Source organism: Dactylosporangium sp. NPDC049140 (genome assembly GCF_040648435.1).
In genome coordinates, this window is sequence record NZ_JBEZDS010000003.1 from 459,929 (window position 1) to 479,059 (window position 19,131).

A 19,131-nucleotide genomic window follows, 5' to 3' on the forward strand; every position below is an offset into this window, starting at 1 on the left:
GACGTCCAGTCCGGACGCCGCACGTCCGACAGTGTCCTGTTCGAAGGCCTGGGTTCCGACGACGTCCAGTCCGGATGCCGAGCCGCCGCCCGCCACCGCCATGCCGGCATCATCGTCCAGCGTCAACCCGTCGCCCGCCACCGCACCGGCCGCGGCTCCATCGGCGCCGGCGACCGGAGCCTGCCCCGCCACGACGCCACCCACCGACGCGCTCCCGACCGCGGCATCGACGGACGGACGCAGCTGCGCCGGCGCTACGGTCCGGGCCGTCGCCATGGTGCTGTCCTCGGCCGTACGCCCGGCTGGCTCCCCGTCGCTCACGTGCTCATGTCCGTTCTGGCCGCAGGTGCGTGTCCCGGACACGGTAGCGCCGGGCCCCGCCGACAACACCATCCCGTCGGCTCATGTTCAGTTCCGCCCGCACGACCCAGCCGTGCGGCATCAACGGAACCCGGCCCGAGACGACGGGCGCTCCCCGGGCCGCCCGATGGAACCGGACGGCCCGGAACGCGACGCCCGGTTACTCCGCCTCGCGCAGCTCGGCCAGCCGCGCCTCGATCTCGGCCAGCTCCGCCCGCAGCCGCTCCGCCTGGGTCTCCGCCTCGGCCCGCGCCGCGGAGACGATCTCCTCGACCGCCTCGTGCACGCCCGGCACGTCCAGCATCGCGACCATCTTCAACGCCTCGCCGGCCTTGATGACGTAGGGCTTGGCGAGGGCCTTCGCGCCCTGGTTCGCCGCCACCGTCCACTCGCCCTCGGCGTAGGCCAGGGTGACCGTCAGGCCCGCCGGCGCCTTCGCCTTCGGGACCGCCTTCTTCGCGGCCGGCTTGCCCGGGGTGTTCTTCGACCCGGCCGACGAATCGGACGAATCACCGCCCGAGCCGGTCGGCGCCGGGGCGGCCGGGACGGGGTCCGCGGCCGGGGACGCCTCGGCGGCGGGGGAGCCGGGGGAGTCCGGCGCCGGGGCGGCGTCGCTCACGGCGGCGGGGGAGTCGGCAACGGAAGGGGCTGGCACGGGGCTCTCCTCACGAGGTGCGGGAACGGCTGGCGCACGTTTGGCCGGCACCGTCTTCGGCGCCATGGCCAGGTCGGCGGGGGAGAAGGGCAGCTCGTCGCGGCCGAAACGGACCACGACCCATTCGTCGGACAGCTCCGGGTCCGTCAACGCGACGATCTGCCCCAGCTGCCCGGCGATCTGCCCGGCCTGCTCGGTGAACACGACTTTCGGTTTCCGGCCGGCCGCGAGGGTGTCCCGGATCTGCTCCAGATCCACCGTCGACAAGCCCTTGGCCGCGGTCCGCGCGGCAACCATCGCACCCTCCCCAACCCGTCAATCGAACATGTGTCGGAACAGTCATACCAGCCACCTATGACATTTTCCGAACGCGACACACCGTATGACAGAACGGGAACGTGCCGTCAGGGGAGTTCGTCGATCTCCGCCTGCGGATCCAGGTTCCGCAACACGTCGGCCCGGTCGGTGACGATCGCCCAGCCCGGCCGGGCCTGCGCCCGGCGTACCACGTGCGCCGCCGCGACCGTCGCCGGTCCGCCGTCACCGGCGAACAGCGTCGCCGAGTCGACCGCGTCCGCCGCGGTCAGGTCGTCGACGACCACCACCGGCAGGCTCAGCAGCACCTTGAGCACGTCGTAGTCCTTCGGCGACGTCTGCGCCCACGCCTCGGCGAGGGCGGCCGCCGGCACCGCCAGGACCACACCCTGGTCCACGGCGTGCCACACGATCGCCGAACTGTACGGCTTGCCCGCCACGAACCCCAGGATCGCCGAACTGTCCAGGATCCGCCCTCCGACCGCGGTCACGACACCGGCCCGTTCGCCGGCGCCACCCCCAGCACCTCACGCGCCCACGCGTGGTGCTCCGGGTCGAGCCGCACGCCCCGCTGCGCGTACAGGTCGTTGAGCGTCAGCAGCGCACGGTCCCGGGCCAGCCGGGATCGCACCGCCTCCGCGACATACGCCGACACGGACTCCGCACCGCCGGCGTCCACGAACCGCCGCACTGCCGCGGCGTCATCGGCGGGCATGGTCACCGTCACCCGCTCCTTGCGCACTTCACGCATACGCACAGGGTATCGCCCGCATACGTGCTCACCTAGCGTGCCGTCACCCGATCGGGCGCCATTCCGGCCGACCTGCGCCGCTCGGGTCCCAACGTCCGGAGAACTGCAACCGTCCGTGACCAAGCCCACGCCGCCGGGAACCCCAGCGAATACCCCGACGGGCGAAAAATGCGGATATGTCGCGGCGCGCCAGCGCCCGACATATCAAGCATCAGCCAACCGCACCGCGGGCTCCAGGAGTGACAAACGAGTCAGCGAAGCAGCAGCATCCAGCGCCACCCGCACCCCGACCGGCATCGGCAGGTTCGGCCCCGCATGACCGAACTCGACGTTGCCCACGACCGGAATGTCCCGGTCGCCCAGCACGTCGAGGACGATCTCCGGCAGCGTCGGATTATCGAGGCCGTCGATCGCGTGCGGCAGCCCCACCACCATGCCGGCGATCCGGTCCAGGATGCCGGCGTGGCGCAGCACCTGCAGGTCGCTCCACACCCACGACGCGTACCCGCCCATCTCCTCCCAGAACAGCACTGCGCCGTCGAAACGCTCCAGCGGCAGCGCGTACCGGGTCGCCTGCGCCCGCATGATGCGGTTCAGCACCCCGCCGATCAGGGGGCCCTCGGCCCGGCCCGGACGCCAGCACTCCCACGCCGGGCCGGCCGGCAGCGCCCCGATCGGTTCCGTGCCGGTCAGCAGCGCCGTGTACAGCCGTTCCAGCTCCGCCCGGCGCTGCGGGGACGCCCGCTGCCACGCGCCGCCGAGGCCGGGCGTGGCCAGGTCGGCGTGGAACCCGACCAGGCCGGTGCGCGCGTACAGCACCAGGTGCAGCAGGGAGATGTCGCTGTAGCCGAGGATCGGTTTCGGGTCGGCGGTGATCGCGGCGACGTCGATCAGATCCAGGTACCCGATCGCCGTCTGGCCGCCGTCGTGGGCGACGATCGCGCGTACCTCGGGATCGCGCAGGAGGCCGTTGAGCTCGCCGGCGATCTCCGCCGGGCGGGCCGCGCTCCACCAGTGGTGCCGTCCGGCCTGCAGCAGCGGCGCGAGGCGCACGCGGAATCCCATCCGCTCCAGCACGGCCACGGCCGCGTGGAGGTCGGGCTGGTACCGTTCGTGCAGCGGCCCGGACAGCGACGCGATGACGACGAGGTCGCCGGGGATCAGGGCCTGCGGCCGCAGTAGATGTTCGATAATGGACATTATGTCAATCTAGATGGCGGGGCGGTAGAAGAACGTGCGGCGGCGCGCGATGCGCCCGGCACGGATTTCGTACCAGTCCGCGAAGATCTCGTTCAGCGGCACCCCGGCGTGCGACATCCCGTCGAAACGGCCCCAGCAGAAGCCCTGCCCGTCCGCGGACACGCACCGGTCCACCTGATGCCGCCCGGCCGACACGATGCACCGCCGCCGGTAGAAACCGACGAACGCGTCGGCGCCCTCGATCGGCGGGCAGCCGGGACGGTGGTACACGACGTCGTCGGTGACGAGACCGGACAGCCCGGCCCAGTCGCGGCGGTCGATGACGGTGAGCAGAGTGGCTATCAGCGCCGGCGCTTCGCCCATGCGTCCATCACACGGGCTCGTACGGTGGCGGGTCAACGCCCCGCAGGCTGATGTTTACACCCCGAAACGGGACCGTAACCGGGCCGGTCCGGGCGCAGACTGGTGTCAGGGATGCGCCGGCCGTCGGCGTGCCGGCGCATCCCCCGGCACGGCGGGACCGGGATCAGACGGTGACGTCGACGTGATGACCGTCGTCGGAGGCGGGGCCGCGGGCTCGAACGGATGACGTGGATCCCAGGCGTCGCGGCGGCCTCACTAGAATCGGCCGGTGGATGCACCCGACGTCGCCGCGACGGCTGCGGCGCTGCCCGCGGCCCGCGCCGCCGCGTTCCTGGCCGCGGTACCGTCGGCCCGGGCTTCGATCCTGACCCGGCTCGCCGGCGCGTTGTGGCGTGAACAGGTCGTCGATCCGCGGCGGCTGCAGGGTGCTCCCCCGCCGCTGTTCGGCCCGCCGCTGCCCCGCCTGGTCGCCGACGGCCGCGCGTTCGACGACCCGGGGACCCTCGCGGCGGCGCTGGGGCTGGCGGCGGGGTTCCGGCGGGAACTGGACAACAGCGTCGCGAACCTGGCGCTGGCGCTGACGGCGCCGCCGAGCCCGTTCGGCGGCCTCGCCGGCGCCGAGCAGTCCATCGTGGACGGCCATCCGCTGCATCCGTGCTGCCGGACCCGGATCGGCATGTCGACCGCCGACGTGCTCGCGTACGCGCCGGAGCATCATCCGGACGTGTTCCTGCGGGTGGTGCAGGCCGACCCGGGCCGGTGGCGGACCGCGGGGGCGCCGGTGCCGGCCCGGTTCCCGGTGCATCCGTGGCAGCTGCCCCGGGCCCTGGCGACCGGCCTCGTCACCGACACCGGTGTGGACGTGCCGGCGCGGCCGCTGATGTCGTTGCGGACGCTCGAGGTCGTCGGCGGCGAGTGGGCCGGGTGGCATGTGAAGACGGCGGTGGAGGTGCAGATGACGTCGGCGGTGCGGACCCTGTCGGCGGCGGCGGTCCACAACGGCCCCCTCGCGTCGGACCTTGTCGCGGGGCTCGGGGCGGGGCTGACGGTACTGCGGGAGGTGTCGGCGGGGACGGTCCTGGACGGGTCGGGGCGGCCGCAGCGGGCCCTCGGCGCCGTGTGGCGGGAGCCGCCGCCGGCCGGGGCCGACGTGCTGCCGCTGGCGCTGCTCCCCCACCGCCCGGACCTGCTGACGCCGGCGTTCTTCGGCGCCTTGACCGAGGTACTGCTGCCGCCGCTGCTGGAACTGCTGGCTTCGGGGGTCGGCCTGGAGGCGCACGGGCAGAACACCCTCGTCGAGGTCGACGGCGGTGTTCCGGTGCGGGTGTACTACCGCGACCTGGGCGGTGTCCATGTGCACCCGGGCCGCCTCGCCCGGGCCGGGCACGCGATGCCGCCGCTCATCGGGGCGCTGCCGACCACCGACGAGGGGGCGTTGCGCACGAAGGTCCTCGCGTCGGCGTTCGCGACGGTGCTGGGCAGTTGTGTCGCGGCGCTCGGCGACGACGGGCTGTGGGCGCACGTCGCCGCGGTGACCGGCCGGTGTGTCGCGGCCGCGGACCGGGCCGCGTTCCTGATCGAGGACTGGCCGGTGAAGGCGACGACGGCGATGCGGCTGGCCGCGGACCCGCTCACGGACGTGTGGTGCGCGGTGCCGAACCCGCTGCGGCGATACCACTGATCTCGCCGATGACCTGGTCCCACAGCGGCGGGGGCGGGACCTCGTGGCCCATGCCGGGCAGTTCGGCGTAGCGGGCGCCGGGGATCGCGGCGGCGAGGGCCCGGCCGTGTTCGGGCGGGAACAGCGGGTCGTGGCTGCCGTGCAGGACGACGGTCGGGCAGCGGATGTAGGCGGAGGTGCCGTCGAGGGGCCGGCCGTCGGCGAGGATCCAGTGGTTGGTCTGGGCGGCGGCCATGTCGGTGGTCCGGTCGAAGATGTGCCGGGCCAGGTCCCGGACCGTTTCGGGGTCGGCGGGGACGGTGCCGGCGAACCGGGCGGCGTCCTCGGCGATGCGCGCGGCGGCGGCGTCGCGGTCGTACCAGTCGGGGGCCGGCAGGCCGAACGCGTCACGGATCCGCGGTAGCGGGCCGGGCAGCCCGAACGGGGCGCCGGCCGCGAACGTGGTGGCGATGAGGGCCAGGGACAGGACCCGGTCGGGGTGTTCGATGGCGATCCGCTGGGCGATGGCGCCGCCCATGGACACGCCGGCGAGGTGCAGCGGCCCGCCGTCGAGGGTGAGGACGTCGTCGGCGAGGTCGGCGGCGGTGTAGTCCGGCTCCCCCGGTTTCGAGGCGGGTGACCGGCCGGTGTCGCGGTGGTCGTACCGGATGACGGGCCGGCCGGCGGCGCCGGCGAGGCGGGTGCAGAAGTCGGGGTGCCACCAGTCCATCGATGACGCCGCCCCGCCGATCAGCACGACCGGTGGGGCGTCGCCGGCTCCGAAGGTCTCCTTGGCGATCATGATCCCGAGGGTATTAGACCTTCCCGAAGATCGCCGTCAGGAGGACCTCGTTGATGTCGAACGCGGTCTTGGACGTGTACAGGGTGCCGCCGGAGACGCGGGAGATCTCCTGCAGGGACGCGAAGTCGGCGTCGTTGCCGTAGCCGACGGTGACGATCGGGACCTTCTTGTCGCTGCCGGCGTTGGCCTGCAGCTTCGCCCGCAGCTGGTCGAGGTTGAGCCCGCCGGTGCTGTCGTCGTTCTTGCCGTCGGTCATGAGCACGACGAGGTTCGTGGCGCCGGGCCGGTAGGCGTCGGCGACGGCCTGCTGGGCGGCGGCCGCGGTGTCGTACAGGCCGGTGTCGCCGGTCGCGGCGAGCTTGTCGATCGACGTGGTCATCTGGTCGCGGCGGGGTTTCCCGCCGACGCTGTCCCCGACCCGCCCGATCGGCACGAGCTGCTTGTAGTCGGTGGTGCCGTTCTGTTTCGTGGAGAACACCCACAGCCCGGCGTCGACGTTGCCGTCGAAGAGCGCGACGGCGCCGTGGGCGGCGTCCTTGGCCAGCTGCATGCGGGTCTTGCCGGTGCCGGGGACCTGTTCGTTCATCGACCCGGACACGTCCAGGACGAGCAGGACGTTGGTGGGGCGGGTCAGGGCGGTCCAGGTGTCCATCGACTGTTTCACCGACTCGGGCAGCAGCACGGCCCGGGGCACGGTCTTGATCCGGGCGGCGAACGTGGACCCGGACAGGGCGGCGCCGCCGACGCGGTTCGGGTCGCGGAACCCGGCGTCGAGGAACACCTTGCGGCCTTCGGGCCCGCGGGCGTAGGTGAGGAACGCCTTGGCGGCGTCCTGTTTGTCCTTCGACGCCCACGGCGCTTCGAGGATCAGGTACGGGTTGTCGGCGTCGGCGCTGCCGTTGGACGGGTACACGGCCACGAGCGGGGTGTGCGGGTTGGCCTTGTTGTAGGTGAGGACGTCCTGTTCGAGGGCGGGGAACGCGGACACGTACTGCAGGCCGGCGTCGGCGCCGGCCCGGTCGGCCTTCGACAGCCCGTCGAGGAGCTGGGCGGTGGTGTCGGTGTACACGGCCCGTTCGGACTTGAGCTTGGCGAGGGTGGCCTGCTCCTCGGGGGTGACTTCGCCGTCGTCGTTGCCGTCGAGGATCGCCATGAGGGCGAGGAGGCCGGCGGTGGACTGCAGCGGGTCGGACATGCCGAGCTTGAACTGGCCCCAGCCGGCCTGGTTGTACTTCGCCCAGCCCTGCGGGTCCGCGGCCACCTTGTTGATCAGGTCCTGCCAGGACAGTTCGCCGTCGGGCCAGCCCAGCGCCTCGGCCATCGGCTTGGGCATGGCGAGCACGGACGGGGTCCGGGCGAGGCTGGGCTGCAGGTCGGGCATCATCCGCTCGGCGATGGCGGCGGTGGAGGCGCGGCGGACCCAGGCGGTGGAGTCCGGTACCCACACGTCTGGCGGGGTGCCGGTCTTCGCGTCCCATTCGGTGCCCAGGGCCTGGGCCATGACGGCGGTGTCGCGGGCGGACACGGCGACGTGGACGCACTGCCCGGCCACGGCCGGGTCGGTCGCGGACCACTTGGTGGCGAGGTCTTCCAGCAGGGTCGCGGTGGCCGGGGAGGCGACGACGGACGCGGTGACCGTACCGGTGCAGGTGGTCGTGGCGAGCTTGCCGTAGGCGAACCAGCCGCCGCCGGCGACGAGCGCGGCGACGAGCCCGCCGATGATCCACGGGGTGCCGCGAAAGTGGTCCTGAGCTGGGCTGCGGCGGTGTGACCGCACATCTGCCCGGTCGGCCGGGTGGGCCATGGGTGTGCCTCCGGGGGTGGGAAGTCGGCATAGTGTAGGCCCCCGTCAGACGGGGTGTGCCCCGCCCCGGACGTACGCTGGCGCAGGTGACGACGCGACCCATCCGGATGCTCGGCGACCCGGTGCTGCGCTCCCCCGCCGCGGCGGTGACGGCGTTCGATGCGGCGCTGCGGGATCTGGTCCGGGACCTGTTCGACACCCTCGACGCGGAGCCGGGCCGGGCGGGGCTGGCGGCGCCGCAGCTGGGGGTGGCGGCGCGGGTGTTCGTGTACGGCACCCGCGCCGGCCGCGGCCACCTGGTGAACCCGCAGGTCGCGGCCAGTTCCGGCGGTCAGATCGGTGATGAGGGGTGTTTGTCGGTACCGGGCCTGGCGTTTCCGACGCCGCGGGCGCTCGAGGTGACGGTGGCGGGGTTCGACGAGCGCGGCGAGCCGGTCACGGTGACCGGGTCGGGGTTCCTGGCGCGGGCGTTGCAGCACGAGTGCGACCACCTCGACGGGGTCCTGTACATGGACACCCTCACCGGCGACGTGCGGCGGCAGGCGCTGCGGGCGGTCAGGGCCGCGTTCCCCCCGACGCGTCGAGGGTTGTGAACCGGGGCGGGTCGAGGCGCAGGAAGTCGTGGTGGGCGACCTCCCAGCCGTAGGCGCCGGTCCGGGCGAACAGCAGCACGTCGCCGGCCCGCAGCCGCGGCACCGGTTCGTCGCGGGCGAGGACGTCGCGGGGGTTGCACTGCTCCCCCGCCACGGTCACGCGGGTGTCGCGGACTTCGGGGCGCGGCCACGGGTACGGCCACGCCTCGACCGGCAGGATCGTGAACGGGTGGCTGTACCCCCACGACGCCGGCAGCCGAAAGTGGTGGGTGCCGCCTTTGACGACCGCGAACCAGGTGCCGTGGCTGGATTTGAGGTCGATGACCTCGGCCGCGTACCAGCCGGCGGGGGCGGCGACGAACCGGCCGGGCTCCACGACGAGCGTCAGCCCCGCCGGGAGATCAACATCACGGAGCCGGTCGAGGTCGAAGGTCTCCCGGCCGGTGACGTCGACGCCGAACCCGCCGCCGGCGTTGACGACGGGCCCGATCCCCCGGCCGGCGGCCCAGGCGAGGCAGTCGCGCAGGTACGCGGCGTGGGCGGCCGCGTCGAGGTTGTTCGACACCGCGTGCAGGTGCACGCCCTGCACGTCGTGGCGGCGTCCGAGCTCGAGGGCCGCGGGGATGTCGTCCTCGGCGAGCCCGAACTGGGTCGCGGTACCGGACATCCGGTGCGTTCCGGGCAGGGCCGGGTGGGTCCGGTTGACCCGCAGGCAGATCCGGGCCCGGCCGGGGATGCGGCGCAGCTCGTGGAGGCTCTCCACGTTGATGACCGCGCCGGCGTCGACGGCCCGCCGCAGCAGGGCGTCGGGTTTCGCCGGCCCGCTCAGGATCAGCGGCACGCCGAGGCCGGCGGCGGCGTCGAGCTCACCGGCGGAGGCGACCTCGACCGCGTCGGCCGCGGCGGCGGCGGCGCGCAGCACGTCGGGGTGGCCGTTGGCTTTCATGGCGTACGCCACGAGGGTCCCCGCCGGCAGGACGTCACGCAGCGCCCGGATGCGGCCGCGGACCACGGCGAGGTCGTAGACGTAGGCGGGCAGCGGCCCGGCGAGGGCGGCCTCGATCACACGTGGGCTGGGTGACACCGCACTCCGTTCAGCTGCGCCGGGCCCGCGCAGTAGGCTCACGCCGATGCGCCTCATCGACGCCCGCGACCCGATCGCGTTGTGGCAGTACGCGGAACGGTATCTCGGTGTCGGGACCCGCACGTACAGCCCCTACGCCGCGGACCTGGACATCGCCGACGCCTACCACCCGCAGCGGGGCGCGGCGACGTTCGAGCTCCCGACGTTCCGGGTCCCGGCGTCCCTCGCCGGCTACTCCGGCCAGCCCTCCCTGTACACGGACGGTGACGGAATGTTGCTGCCGGTGCATCCGAACACCCTCGACAGTCCCGACCTCGCCGCCCGCGACGTCCTCGTCGGCCTGCAGCGGGGCCCGACGCTGACGGTGGTCCCGTCGGCGAACGCCCGCACCGTGTTCGTCACCGCCGCCGCCGGCCGCCCGGTCGAGCCGCACTTCGTGAAGCTGCACTACCCGCGGCGCCTGTCCCGGTTCACCCGCCGGCTGCGCCGCCCCGTCATCGAGCTGCAGCTGTGGGTCTGCGCCGAACTGCTCCGCGCGGGCATCCCGGTCCTGCCGGAGATCGGCGGCGGCTGGTTCGACCCGGGCCTGGGCGAGCAGGCGTGGGGCTTCCTGGTCCGCGCCGCCCGCCCGGCGGTGCCGGCACCGCGGTTCACGGTGCCGCTGTTCGCCCTGTACGGCGCCGACCTGCTGGCCCCGGCCGACCCGACCCTGCTGCAGCAGCTCGTCGAGGCGTTCGGCGAACCCCCGCAGTCGTTCGTCGCCGAACGCATCGTGGCGCCGATGGTGCGCATGTGGTCGACCGCGGCCCGGGCGACGGGCTGCCCCCTGGAGACCCACGGCCAGAACACCCTGTTCGCGTTCGACCCGGCAACCCGGGAAACCGCGATCCTGTACCGCGACTGCGCCATCTACGTCGACAGCACCCTGCGTTCGGCCGAGTCCCTGCCGGCCGCCCTGCCCCCGGCGAACGTCATCCCGCGCGACGTGCCGCTGGCGGCCGACGAGGTGTTCTCCCTGACGTACGACAGCTTCATGGGCCATCACGCCCTGTCCTACGTGGCGTCGCTCGCCGAGTCCCTGTGGTCGGTCCCGCCGGCGGCCTTGCACGAGACGGCCCGGGCCGCGTTCACCGCCCAGGACCTCCTGCCGGACACGGTCTTCTACTACGACAACAACCTGTACGACAACGGCGACTGGAAACTGGTCGACACCGGCGCGAACCCCGAGTGGCGCTGACCCCGCGAGCCGGCACCGCCGACTCGGACCTTCCCGGGACGCCGCGACGCATGGGACAAACGGGACACAACGACCACGGCGCCCAAGCCCAGCCCACCTTCCGCGCCGCCGCCGAGCACGGCCACGCCGCCCAAGCCCAGCACGGCTTCGCCGCCGCCGGCGGCGAGCGCACCACGCCGGCCACGCCGGCCGGGCCGTGCTCGGCGGCAGCGCCCGGGTCCAGCGGCGACGTGGACCATCCCGCGGCGGCACGCGTGACGTGGACCACCGCACGGTGGCACGCGTTGCGACGACACCGGCGGGTCACCCACAGCGCCGCTGACAACCGCACGGCCGGGCACGCGTTAGGGTCGGACCGGTGATCGTCGTGCACGGCCTGGTACTGCCGGACGGAACCCTGGCCTGCTGGGCCGAGTCCCCGGACGCCGCCCTGCACCCGTCCGGGCACAGCGCGACAGCAGCACACGGCCCGGCCGAGGAGCGCGCCACGGCCGTACACCCGTTCGCGGTCCTCCCGCCGCTGCCCGGCACCGTCGACACCGCCGACCTGCTCCTGCCCTCCACCCCGCACCGCCCGGTCCCGTCCCCGGAGCTCACCGCGCACCTCCCGGCCGGCCACCGCCGCCCGGCCGCCCGCCGTCACACCCGCTGGACCGTCCCGATCGTCGTCCTCCCCCCGGCCACCGACCCCGAACTGCTGCTGAGCACCGCCCCGGACACAACGCCCGGCAGCTCGATCGGCGCCCTCGCCGACCTGGTCACGTTCGCCACCGACCTGGTCGACCGAGGCCGCTTCCTACCGGCCCTGACCACCGAGTCGCCGGGCCCGCACCCCGGCCCCGACCGCGGCTCGGACCCCAGCCCGGACATCGGCTCGGACCCCAGCCCGGACATCGGCTCGGACCCCAGCCCGGACATCGGCTCGGACCCCAGCCCGGACACCGGTGCGGACTCCGGCTCGGGGAACAGCTCGGAGGCGGGCGCGGACACTGGCTCGGAGACCGGCCGCCAGCCTGAGCCCGGCCACCGCGTCGAGCGCTTCGAAACCGGCCGCGGCCCGGCGGCGAGGTGGCGCCCGGCCCTGTGGGGCGCCGACGCCACGACGGCCGACGCCCTGTGCCGCGCCATGCCCGGCGTCGCCGCGTCCGCCACCGACCCGTCCCTGCGCCGGCTCCGCCTCCCCGCCGACCGGCCGGCCTGGTCCCCGGCCGACGCCACCCGTACGGCCCTCGACACGACCGTCGACCACCTGGTCCGCGCCCGCCTGGCCGGCGAGCCGCTGCTCGGCGACGGCCAGGTCCGCAACGACACCGCCGTCCGCGCCTGGCTGGCCGCGCTCACCACCCCCGACGCCCGCCTCCGCACAGCCGCCCCGGCCCACACCCCCGCCGCGCCCGGCGGCGCGACGGCGGCCAGGGCCCGCGCCCAGGCCCGCGCGATCGCCGAGGCCGCCGCCCGCCGCGAACCGGTCCCAGCCGGGAAAACCGCGGCAGACGACACCGTGGCCCGCCGCGAACCAGTTGCCCCTCCGCGCATCGCCGCGCCGGCCCCGACCACAGAAACCGAACCGAGGTCGGCGGCCCGCCCCGAACCGATCCCGCCGCGTTCCGCGACCAAGCCGGCCCCCACCAACGAGTCCGCTGTCAGCCGCGAACCCGTCCCGCCCCCGACAGCCGAGGCGGGGTCGGGCCGCGCCCTGGCCCGCGCGATCGCCGAGGCCGCCGCCCGCCGCGAACCGGCCCCGGCCGCAGAACCCGCGACAAGCGACGCCGCAGCCCGCCCCGAACCCGCGGCGAACGAGACCATGGCCCGCCTCGATTCCCGGCCCCGCACCGGCGAGCCGGCCAGGGCCACGACGCAGCCACGCCGGGAGCCGGTCACCGAAGCGGACCCGTCCGAGGAACGCCCTGCCCGCACGACCGTCACCCGCCGCGGACCCGTCCCGTCGCTGTCCCCCGCGGAGCAGGCCCCGGCCGGGCAAACCGCGACGACCGAGGCGGCGCAGGCTGAGGAAGGCGAGGCCAGCGAGCCGGACCGGGCTGCGGATGCGGATGCGGATGCGGTGGTGAGGGCCGCGCCGGCGATGGACGACGGGCCCGAAGTGGCCCGGCTGCGGGAGGTCCTCGAGCGGTGGGCGGACAGCGGCCGCCCCGCCCCCGTACGGACCTGTTTCCGCCTCTCCTACGTCGAAGCCGCCGACGAGGACGACGACCTGGCCCCCGACCCGGCCGGTGACCGGCGCAAGACGCCGGGGCCGGGCCGGGCCGACCCCGACGGCGGCTCGTGGCTGGTCGAGTTCCTGCTGCAGCCCGCGGCCGAGCCGGGCCTGCTCGTTCCGGCGCAGGACGTGTGGCACGACGGGGCGTCGCCGTTGTTCAAGTGGGTCGACTACCCGCAGGACGTGCTGCTGGCCGACCTGGGCCGGGCCGGGCGGCTGTGGCCGGACCTCGACGAGGCGCTGTGGGTGCCGCGGCCGGTGTCGCTGCGGCTGGACACGCCCGGCGCGTACCGGTTCCTGACGTGCGCGACGCTGCTGCACGACGCCGGGTTCGGGGTGCTGCTGCCGGCGCAGTGGCAGCGGCGGCAGGACCTGGGTCTGACGCTGACGGTCCGGACCCGCCAGCCGGCGGCGCCGGTGCTGCGGGACACGACGACGAACCGGGCGGCGATCGTCGCCTACCGGTGGGGCCTGGCCATCGGCGACGAGTTCCTGTCCGAGGCGGACCTGGCCGAGCTGGCCCGGGCGAAGGTGCCGCTGGTACGGCTGCGGGGCCGGTGGGTGCACCTGGACCGGGAGCGGCTGCGGGCGGGGCTGGCGTTCCTGCGCCGCGGCGGCCGCGGCGAGATGACGGCCGGGGAGGCGATGCGCCTGACCCGGCTCGTCCCGGACGGGGACCTGCCGCTGCCGGTGACCGGCGTCGACGGGGAGGGCTGGCTCGCGGACCTGCTCACCGGCCGGGCCGCGGAGCGTCTGGAGCTGCTGGACCCGCCGCCGGGCCTGACCGCGCAGCTGCGCCCGTACCAGCGGCGGGGCCTGTCGTGGCTGGCGTTCCTGGACGCGGTCGGCGTCGGGGCGCTCCTCGCCGACGACATGGGCCTGGGCAAGACGGTCCAGGTCCTGGCCCTGGAGGCGCATCTGCGGGCGCGGGGGCCGCGGCCGCCGACGCTGGTGGTGTGCCCGCTGTCGGTGCTGGGCAACTGGCGGCGGGAGATCGAACGGTTCACGCCGCACCTGACGGTCCGCGTCCACCACGGCGCGGCCCGCCTCACCGGCGCCGTCGACGGGGTCGATCTGGTGCTGACCACGTACCAGGTCGCGACCCGCGACGTCGACACTCTCGCCGCGGTCGGCTGGGACCGGGTCGTCCTCGACGAGGCCCAGCACGTGAAGAACGCGGCGGGGGTGACGGCCCGGGCGGTGCGGCGGCTGCCGGCCCGGCACCGGGTCGCGCTGACCGGCACGCCGGTGGAGAACCGGCTGACCGAGCTGTGGTCGATCGCCGACTTCCTCAACCCGGGGCTGCTGGGCGAGGCGAGCCTGTTCCGGGCCCGGTACTCGGTGCCCATCGAACGGTGGGGCGACGAGGACACGGCCCGGCGGCTGCGGCGGGTGACACGGCCGTTCCTGCTGCGGCGGGTGAAGACGGACCGGGCGGTGATCGCGGACCTGCCGGAGAAGTTCGAACGCCGCCAGTGGTGCAACCTGACGCTGGAGCAGGCGACGCTGTACAAGGCGGTCGTCGACGAGCTGTTCGTGAAGCTGCGGGAGGGCCGGGCCGGGCCGCAGCGCAAGGGCCTGGTCCTGTCGGCGATGACGAAACTGAAGCAGGTGTGCAACCATCCGGCGCACCTGATGGGCGACGGCACGCCGCTGGCGGGCCGGTCGGGCAAGCTCGCCCGCCTGGAGGAGATCCTGGCCGCGGCGACGGCGGCCGGGGACCGGGCACTGGTGTTCACCCAGTTCGCGCGGTTCGGGCACCTGCTGGCCCCGCACCTGGCGCAGCAGTTGGGGACGGGCGTGGAGTTCCTGCATGGCGGTACACCCAAAGGCGCCCGCGACCGGATGGTCGAACGGTTCCAGTCCGGGTCGGGCCCGGGGGTGCTGCTGGTGTCGCTGAAGGCGGGCGGCACCGGCCTGAACCTGACCGCGGCGAACCACGTCGTGCACGTCGACCGGTGGTGGAACCCGGCCACGGAGGCGCAGGCGACGGACCGGGCGTTCCGCATCGGGCAGCGCCGCGACGTGCAGGTCCACACGTTCGTGTGCATCGGCACGATCGAGGAGCGGGTGGAGGAGATCATGGTGAGCAAGCGGGACCTGGCCGGGGTCGCGGTCGGCTCCGGCGAGGGCTGGCTCACCGGCCTGTCCACGAACGACCTGCTCGAGCTGATGTCGCTGGCGCCGGAGGCGGTCGGTGATGCCTGAGACGACGTGGTCGCAGCAGTTCCTGGGCATGCTGGAATCGTTGCGGATGGGTACGACATTTTCGGCGGGCCGCCGCTACGCCCGCGCCGGGCAGGTACGCTCCGTGACCGTCTCGACCAGTATTGTGACGGCGCTGGTTGTCGACGAGGACGGCGAGACGTACCGGGCACGGATCGGCGTGCAGGCGTACACCGCCGCCGACTGGGCCCGCATCGAACGGGCCCTGGCCGGTGAGGCGATCCACGCCGCGAAGCTGCTCGCCGGGCACCTGCCCGACAACCTGGAACGGATCCTGGCCGGGTTCGGCCTGTCGCTGTTCCCGCAGTCGCTGTCGGAGATCGTCCTGGACTGTTCCTGCCCCGGCTGGCAGAAGCCGTGCCGGCACCTGACCGCCGCCTGCTACGTCCTGGCCGAGGAGTTCGACGCCAACCCGTTCGCGATCCTCGCCTGGCGGGGCCGCGGCCGCGACGAGCTGCTGGAGGCGCTGCGCGCGCACCGGGTCTCCGCCCTCGCGCACATCGCCCGCGCCAAGCGCCCGGACCCGGCCCCGACAAGCCACAACCTTGGCGGCGGTACCTTCTGGGAAGCCGGCCCCCGCCTCGACCCGCCCGAACCGGAGGTCCCCGGGGCGCTGCGCCGCGGCGACGCCATCCTCGACCAGCTCGACGCGCTGCCCCTCGCCGTCGGCCGGTTCGACGTCGCCGACGTGCTGCGTGCCGCCTATCACACCGTCACCCACCGCGAGGCGGGGTTGCCGCCGCGCCGCCGCGGCCGGTAACGTCGACGACGACGGCGGGTGACCGCCGCGGTCAGGGCCGAGAGGCGCTGCGACGGACCCGTTGAGTCCGCCACGCTCGGCCAGCCACTGACCTCCCTTTGACCCAAAGGGCGCCTCCTGTCACCGGGAGGTGACCTCAGGTATGTCCGAACACACCCTGCAGCAGCTCGTCGAGCACGGGCACCCGTACCTCCAGCGTCGCGGCGGACTCGACTTCGCCGTCGCCGACCTGTCCCTCGCCGACGCCGGCCGCACCCAGATCCGCCTCGCCGAACACGAGATGCCGGGCCTGATGGCGACCCGCCGCGAGTACGCCGCGGCCCAGCCGCTGCGCGGCGCCCGCATCGCCGGCAGCCTGCACATGACCGTGCAGACCGCGGTGCTGATCGAGACCCTGGTCGCGCTCGGCGCCCAGGTCCGGTGGGTGTCGTGCAACATCTTCTCCACCCAGGACGAGGCCGCCGCGGCGGTCGTCGTCGGCGCCACCGGTACCGCCGACAACCCTGCCGGCACGCCGGTCTTCGCGTGGAAGGGCGAGTCGCTCGCCGAGTACTGGTGGTGCACCGACCAGCTGTTCCAGTTCACCGGCGACAACGGCGAACCCGCCGGCCCGAACATGATCGTCGACGACGGCGGCGACGCGACGCTGCTGGTCCACAAGGGCGCCGAGTTCGAGACCCGCGGCACGGTACCGGCGGCCGCCGAGACCGACGACCCCGAGTACCGCATCATCCTCGACACCCTCGCCGCCAGCCTCGCCCGGGACCCGCAGCGGTTCACCCGGGTCGCGGCCGGCGTCCGCGGCGTCACCGAGGAGACCACCAACGGCGTCAAGCGCCTGTACAAGCTCGCCGAGTCCGGCGAGCTGCTCTTCCCCGCGATCAACGTCAACGACTCGGTGACGAAGTCGAAGTTCGACAACACCTACGGCATCCGCCACTCCCTCCTCGACGGCCTCAACCGGGCCACGGACGTGATGCTGGCCGGGAAACTCGTCGTGGTCTGCGGCTACGGCGACGTCGGCAAGGGCGCCGCCGAGGCCCTGCGCGGGCAGGGCGCCCGCGTCGTCGTCACCGAGATCGACCCGATCTGCGCGCTGCAGGCGGCGATGCACGGCCTGCCCGTCGTGCAGCTCGACGACGTCATCGACACCGCCGACGTGGTCATCACCGCCACCGGGAACAAGGGCATCATCACCGCCGCCCAGCTGGCCCGGCTCAAGCACAACGCGATCGTCGGCAACGTCGGGCACTTCGACAACGAGATCGACATGGCCGGCCTCGCCCAGCTGCCCGGCATCGTCAAGCGCGAGATCAAGCCGCAGGTCCACGAGTGGGCCCGCGCCGACGGCCGCTCGATCATCGTGCTGTCCGAGGGGCGGCTGCTCAACCTCGGCAACGCGACCGGCCACCCGAGCTTCGTCATGTCGAACTCGTTCACGAACCAGACGATCGCGCAGATCGAGCTGTACACGAAGCCGGACGCCTACGACCGGCAGGTGTACCGGCTGCCGAAGCACCTCGACGAGAAGGTCGCCGCCCTGCACCTGGACGCCCTGGGGGTGCGGCTGACGGAGCTGACGAAGGAGCAGGCCGAGTACATCGGCGTCGACGTGGCCGGGCCTTACAAGCCGGAGCATTACCGCTACTGAACGTGATCCGCCGGGGTTGCGCTCCTGCAGCGGTACCGCAACCCCGGCACCATCCCCACCAGTTCCCCCGCGCCGCGCCTGCACGGTCCCGCGGCGTCTCCTGCCGCACCTGGGCCGCCGCGATCGCCGCAGATCGCGGCGGCCCCGCGTGTATCACCGGACCGGCACCATCGCCGACCGGTCGCGGCGGCGCGGGCCGGGGCGGGCGATGGCTCGCCCGCTGCGTTACGGGCCGCCGCCGCTCGCCGGCAGGTCACGGCGGCCCGGGTTGCATCACCTGGGGCCACCGGGATGGGTTAGCGCATGCAGCCCGCCCGAGCGGCCAGCGCTGGTAGATGTGCACGACGTCGACGTCGATGGCGTGGGGCCGTCGCCGTCGCCGTCGCCGTCGCCGTCGCCGTCGATGGCGTGGGGCCGTCGCCCGACGCCGACGACCGACAGCAGGGGCCGGGGCCGTAGCCGGCAATACCCGGCCACCGGCCACCCGCCACCCGCGCCCGGCTCTACGCCATCCACGCGCCGGGCCACGCACCGCCAGGACTCCGCACTGATGCAGCCACACCCGCGCTCACCCTTTTACTGTTGCCGGCTTTCCCGGCACCGATGATTCCGCCCCGCCGGCCTCGTCACATGGGCAACGATCCCGAATGAGGAAAGGCGGCCCGCACCGATGGCGACCACGCTGTACTCCGCGACCATGTCCCTGGACGGCTTCATCGCCGGCCCGGACGGCGACATGAGCTGGCTCACCCCGCACATCGCCCCGAACCCCCTGGTCGACGACCTCATCCCACGCATCGGCGCCCTGCTCGTCGGCAACCGCACCTTCGGCGGCGACGACCCCTACCGCGGCACCGACCGCGCCGGGAAACCCTTCGGCGGCGGCTGGGACGGCCCCCAGTACGTCGTCACCCACCACCCCCGCCCACCCGCCGACGGCATCACCTTCGTCCCCGACGTGGCCACAGCGGTCACGGAGGCGAGAGCCGCGGCCGGCGACCGCTACGTCAACATCCTCGGCGCCGACATCGCCCGCCAATGCCTGGCCCTCGGCGAGCTCGACGAGATCCTGACGATCATCGCCCCGGTCCTGCTCGGCTCCGGCACCCGCCTCTTCGACGCCCCCGGCACCCCGCCGGTCCAGCTCGAGCAGCTCAGCGTCAGCCACACCCCGAAGGCGATCAACACCTGGATGCGGATTATCAATTAACGGCAATCCGGTAATCGTAATTCGATAATGCCGCGGCCATCGCGGTGCCGTCGCCGGCCCGCGCTTGCCACACCTCCCGCAAGCCGGCCCGGTGCGGCGATGGGGCCGATCCAGGTGTTCCTCGACGGTAGCGTCCGCCGAGGACGATCTCGTCCTCGCCGCGCTCAGCGCGACCCGGTGCCGGGCCGGCAGCCGCCGCACCGCCCGGGCCGTCACCCCCGCCGCGTTCGTCACGTCCGTCG

The 19,131-nt window shown here is 73.8% G+C and carries 16 protein-coding genes; 8 read left to right on the forward strand and 8 right to left on the reverse strand.

Annotation, left to right across the window (positions count from 1 at the left end; all coding sequences use genetic code 11):
• Nucleotides 1–520: 520 nt before the first annotated feature.
• The 5 genes from AB0B76_RS08410 to AB0B76_RS08430 form a co-directional block, all read right to left on the reverse strand.
• Nucleotides 521–1,312 carry a hypothetical protein gene (locus tag AB0B76_RS08410; RefSeq protein WP_360371419.1) on the reverse strand — a complete coding sequence of 264 codons (792 nt, stop codon included), beginning with the start codon at nt 1,310–1,312 and terminating at the stop codon, nt 521–523.
• Nucleotides 1,313–1,419: 107 nt separating this feature from the next.
• Complete coding sequence (locus AB0B76_RS08415) at nt 1,420–1,821, reverse strand: hypothetical protein (protein ID WP_360371422.1); 402 nt, start codon at nt 1,819–1,821, stop codon at nt 1,420–1,422.
• Nucleotides 1,818–2,081, reverse strand: coding sequence for a ribbon-helix-helix domain-containing protein (locus tag AB0B76_RS08420; RefSeq protein WP_360371425.1), 264 nt, complete (start codon nt 2,079–2,081; stop codon nt 1,818–1,820). The genes AB0B76_RS08415 and AB0B76_RS08420 overlap by 4 nt, the downstream gene beginning before the upstream one ends.
• 204 nt (nt 2,082–2,285) lie before the next feature.
• On the reverse strand, nt 2,286–3,281 hold the full coding sequence (locus tag AB0B76_RS08425) for an LD-carboxypeptidase (RefSeq protein ID WP_360371428.1): 996 nt from the start codon (nt 3,279–3,281) through the stop codon (nt 2,286–2,288).
• A gap of 9 nt (nt 3,282–3,290) precedes the next feature.
• Entirely contained in the window at nt 3,291–3,644 is a 354-nt protein-coding gene (locus AB0B76_RS08430; RefSeq protein ID WP_360371431.1) for a nuclear transport factor 2 family protein, read from the reverse strand.
• A gap of 268 nt (nt 3,645–3,912) precedes the next feature.
• Between AB0B76_RS08430 and AB0B76_RS08435 the strand changes: the two genes are divergently transcribed.
• Nucleotides 3,913–5,325: an IucA/IucC family siderophore biosynthesis protein gene (locus tag AB0B76_RS08435; RefSeq protein WP_360371434.1), complete on the forward strand. Its 1,413-nt coding sequence runs from the start codon at nt 3,913–3,915 to the stop codon at nt 5,323–5,325.
• Here AB0B76_RS08435 and AB0B76_RS08440 read toward each other — a convergent pair.
• Entirely contained in the window at nt 5,276–6,106 is an 831-nt protein-coding gene (locus AB0B76_RS08440; RefSeq protein ID WP_360371437.1) for an alpha/beta fold hydrolase, read from the reverse strand. The genes AB0B76_RS08435 and AB0B76_RS08440 overlap by 50 nt on opposite strands.
• A gap of 13 nt (nt 6,107–6,119) precedes the next feature.
• Nucleotides 6,120–7,910 (reverse strand): substrate-binding and VWA domain-containing protein, encoded by a 1,791-nt coding sequence (locus AB0B76_RS08445; RefSeq protein WP_360371440.1) that lies wholly within the window; start codon nt 7,908–7,910, stop codon nt 6,120–6,122.
• A gap of 86 nt (nt 7,911–7,996) precedes the next feature.
• On the opposite strand from AB0B76_RS08445, the gene def reads away from it, so the two are divergent.
• Nucleotides 7,997–8,503: a peptide deformylase gene (gene def / locus AB0B76_RS08450; protein ID WP_360371443.1), complete on the forward strand. Its 507-nt coding sequence runs from the start codon at nt 7,997–7,999 to the stop codon at nt 8,501–8,503.
• On the opposite strand, the gene AB0B76_RS08455 is transcribed toward def, so the two are convergent.
• On the reverse strand, nt 8,466–9,587 hold the full coding sequence (locus AB0B76_RS08455; RefSeq protein ID WP_360371446.1) for a type III PLP-dependent enzyme: 1,122 nt from the start codon (nt 9,585–9,587) through the stop codon (nt 8,466–8,468). The two genes, def and AB0B76_RS08455, sit on opposite strands and share 38 nt — an antisense overlap.
• A 46-nt stretch (nt 9,588–9,633) precedes the next feature.
• On the opposite strand from AB0B76_RS08455, the gene AB0B76_RS08460 reads away from it, so the two are divergent.
• From AB0B76_RS08460 to AB0B76_RS08485, 6 genes are all read left to right on the forward strand, one after another.
• The gene (locus AB0B76_RS08460) at nt 9,634–10,824 is read left to right on the forward strand and encodes a hypothetical protein (RefSeq protein ID WP_360371449.1); all 1,191 of its coding nucleotides are present in this window, start codon (nt 9,634–9,636) and stop codon (nt 10,822–10,824) included.
• 50 nt (nt 10,825–10,874) lie between these two features.
• Nucleotides 10,875–11,186, forward strand: a complete 312-nt coding sequence (locus AB0B76_RS08465; protein ID WP_360371452.1) for a hypothetical protein — start codon at nt 10,875–10,877, stop codon at nt 11,184–11,186.
• Nucleotides 11,183–15,250: an SNF2-related protein gene (locus tag AB0B76_RS08470; protein WP_360371455.1), complete on the forward strand. Its 4,068-nt coding sequence runs from the start codon at nt 11,183–11,185 to the stop codon at nt 15,248–15,250. The genes AB0B76_RS08465 and AB0B76_RS08470 overlap by 4 nt, the downstream gene beginning before the upstream one ends.
• Entirely contained in the window at nt 15,243–16,028 is a 786-nt protein-coding gene (locus tag AB0B76_RS08475; protein WP_360371458.1) for a hypothetical protein, read from the forward strand. The genes AB0B76_RS08470 and AB0B76_RS08475 overlap by 8 nt, the downstream gene beginning before the upstream one ends.
• Nucleotides 16,029–16,170: 142 nt before the next feature.
• Nucleotides 16,171–17,679, forward strand: a complete 1,509-nt coding sequence (gene ahcY / locus AB0B76_RS08480; protein ID WP_360371461.1) for an adenosylhomocysteinase — start codon at nt 16,171–16,173, stop codon at nt 17,677–17,679.
• Nucleotides 17,680–18,349: 670 nt separating this feature from the next.
• A complete protein-coding gene (locus AB0B76_RS08485; RefSeq protein ID WP_360371464.1) occupies nt 18,350–18,889 on the forward strand; it encodes a dihydrofolate reductase family protein in 540 nt (179 codons plus the stop codon).
• The last annotated feature ends 242 nt before the right edge of the window (nt 18,890–19,131 follow it).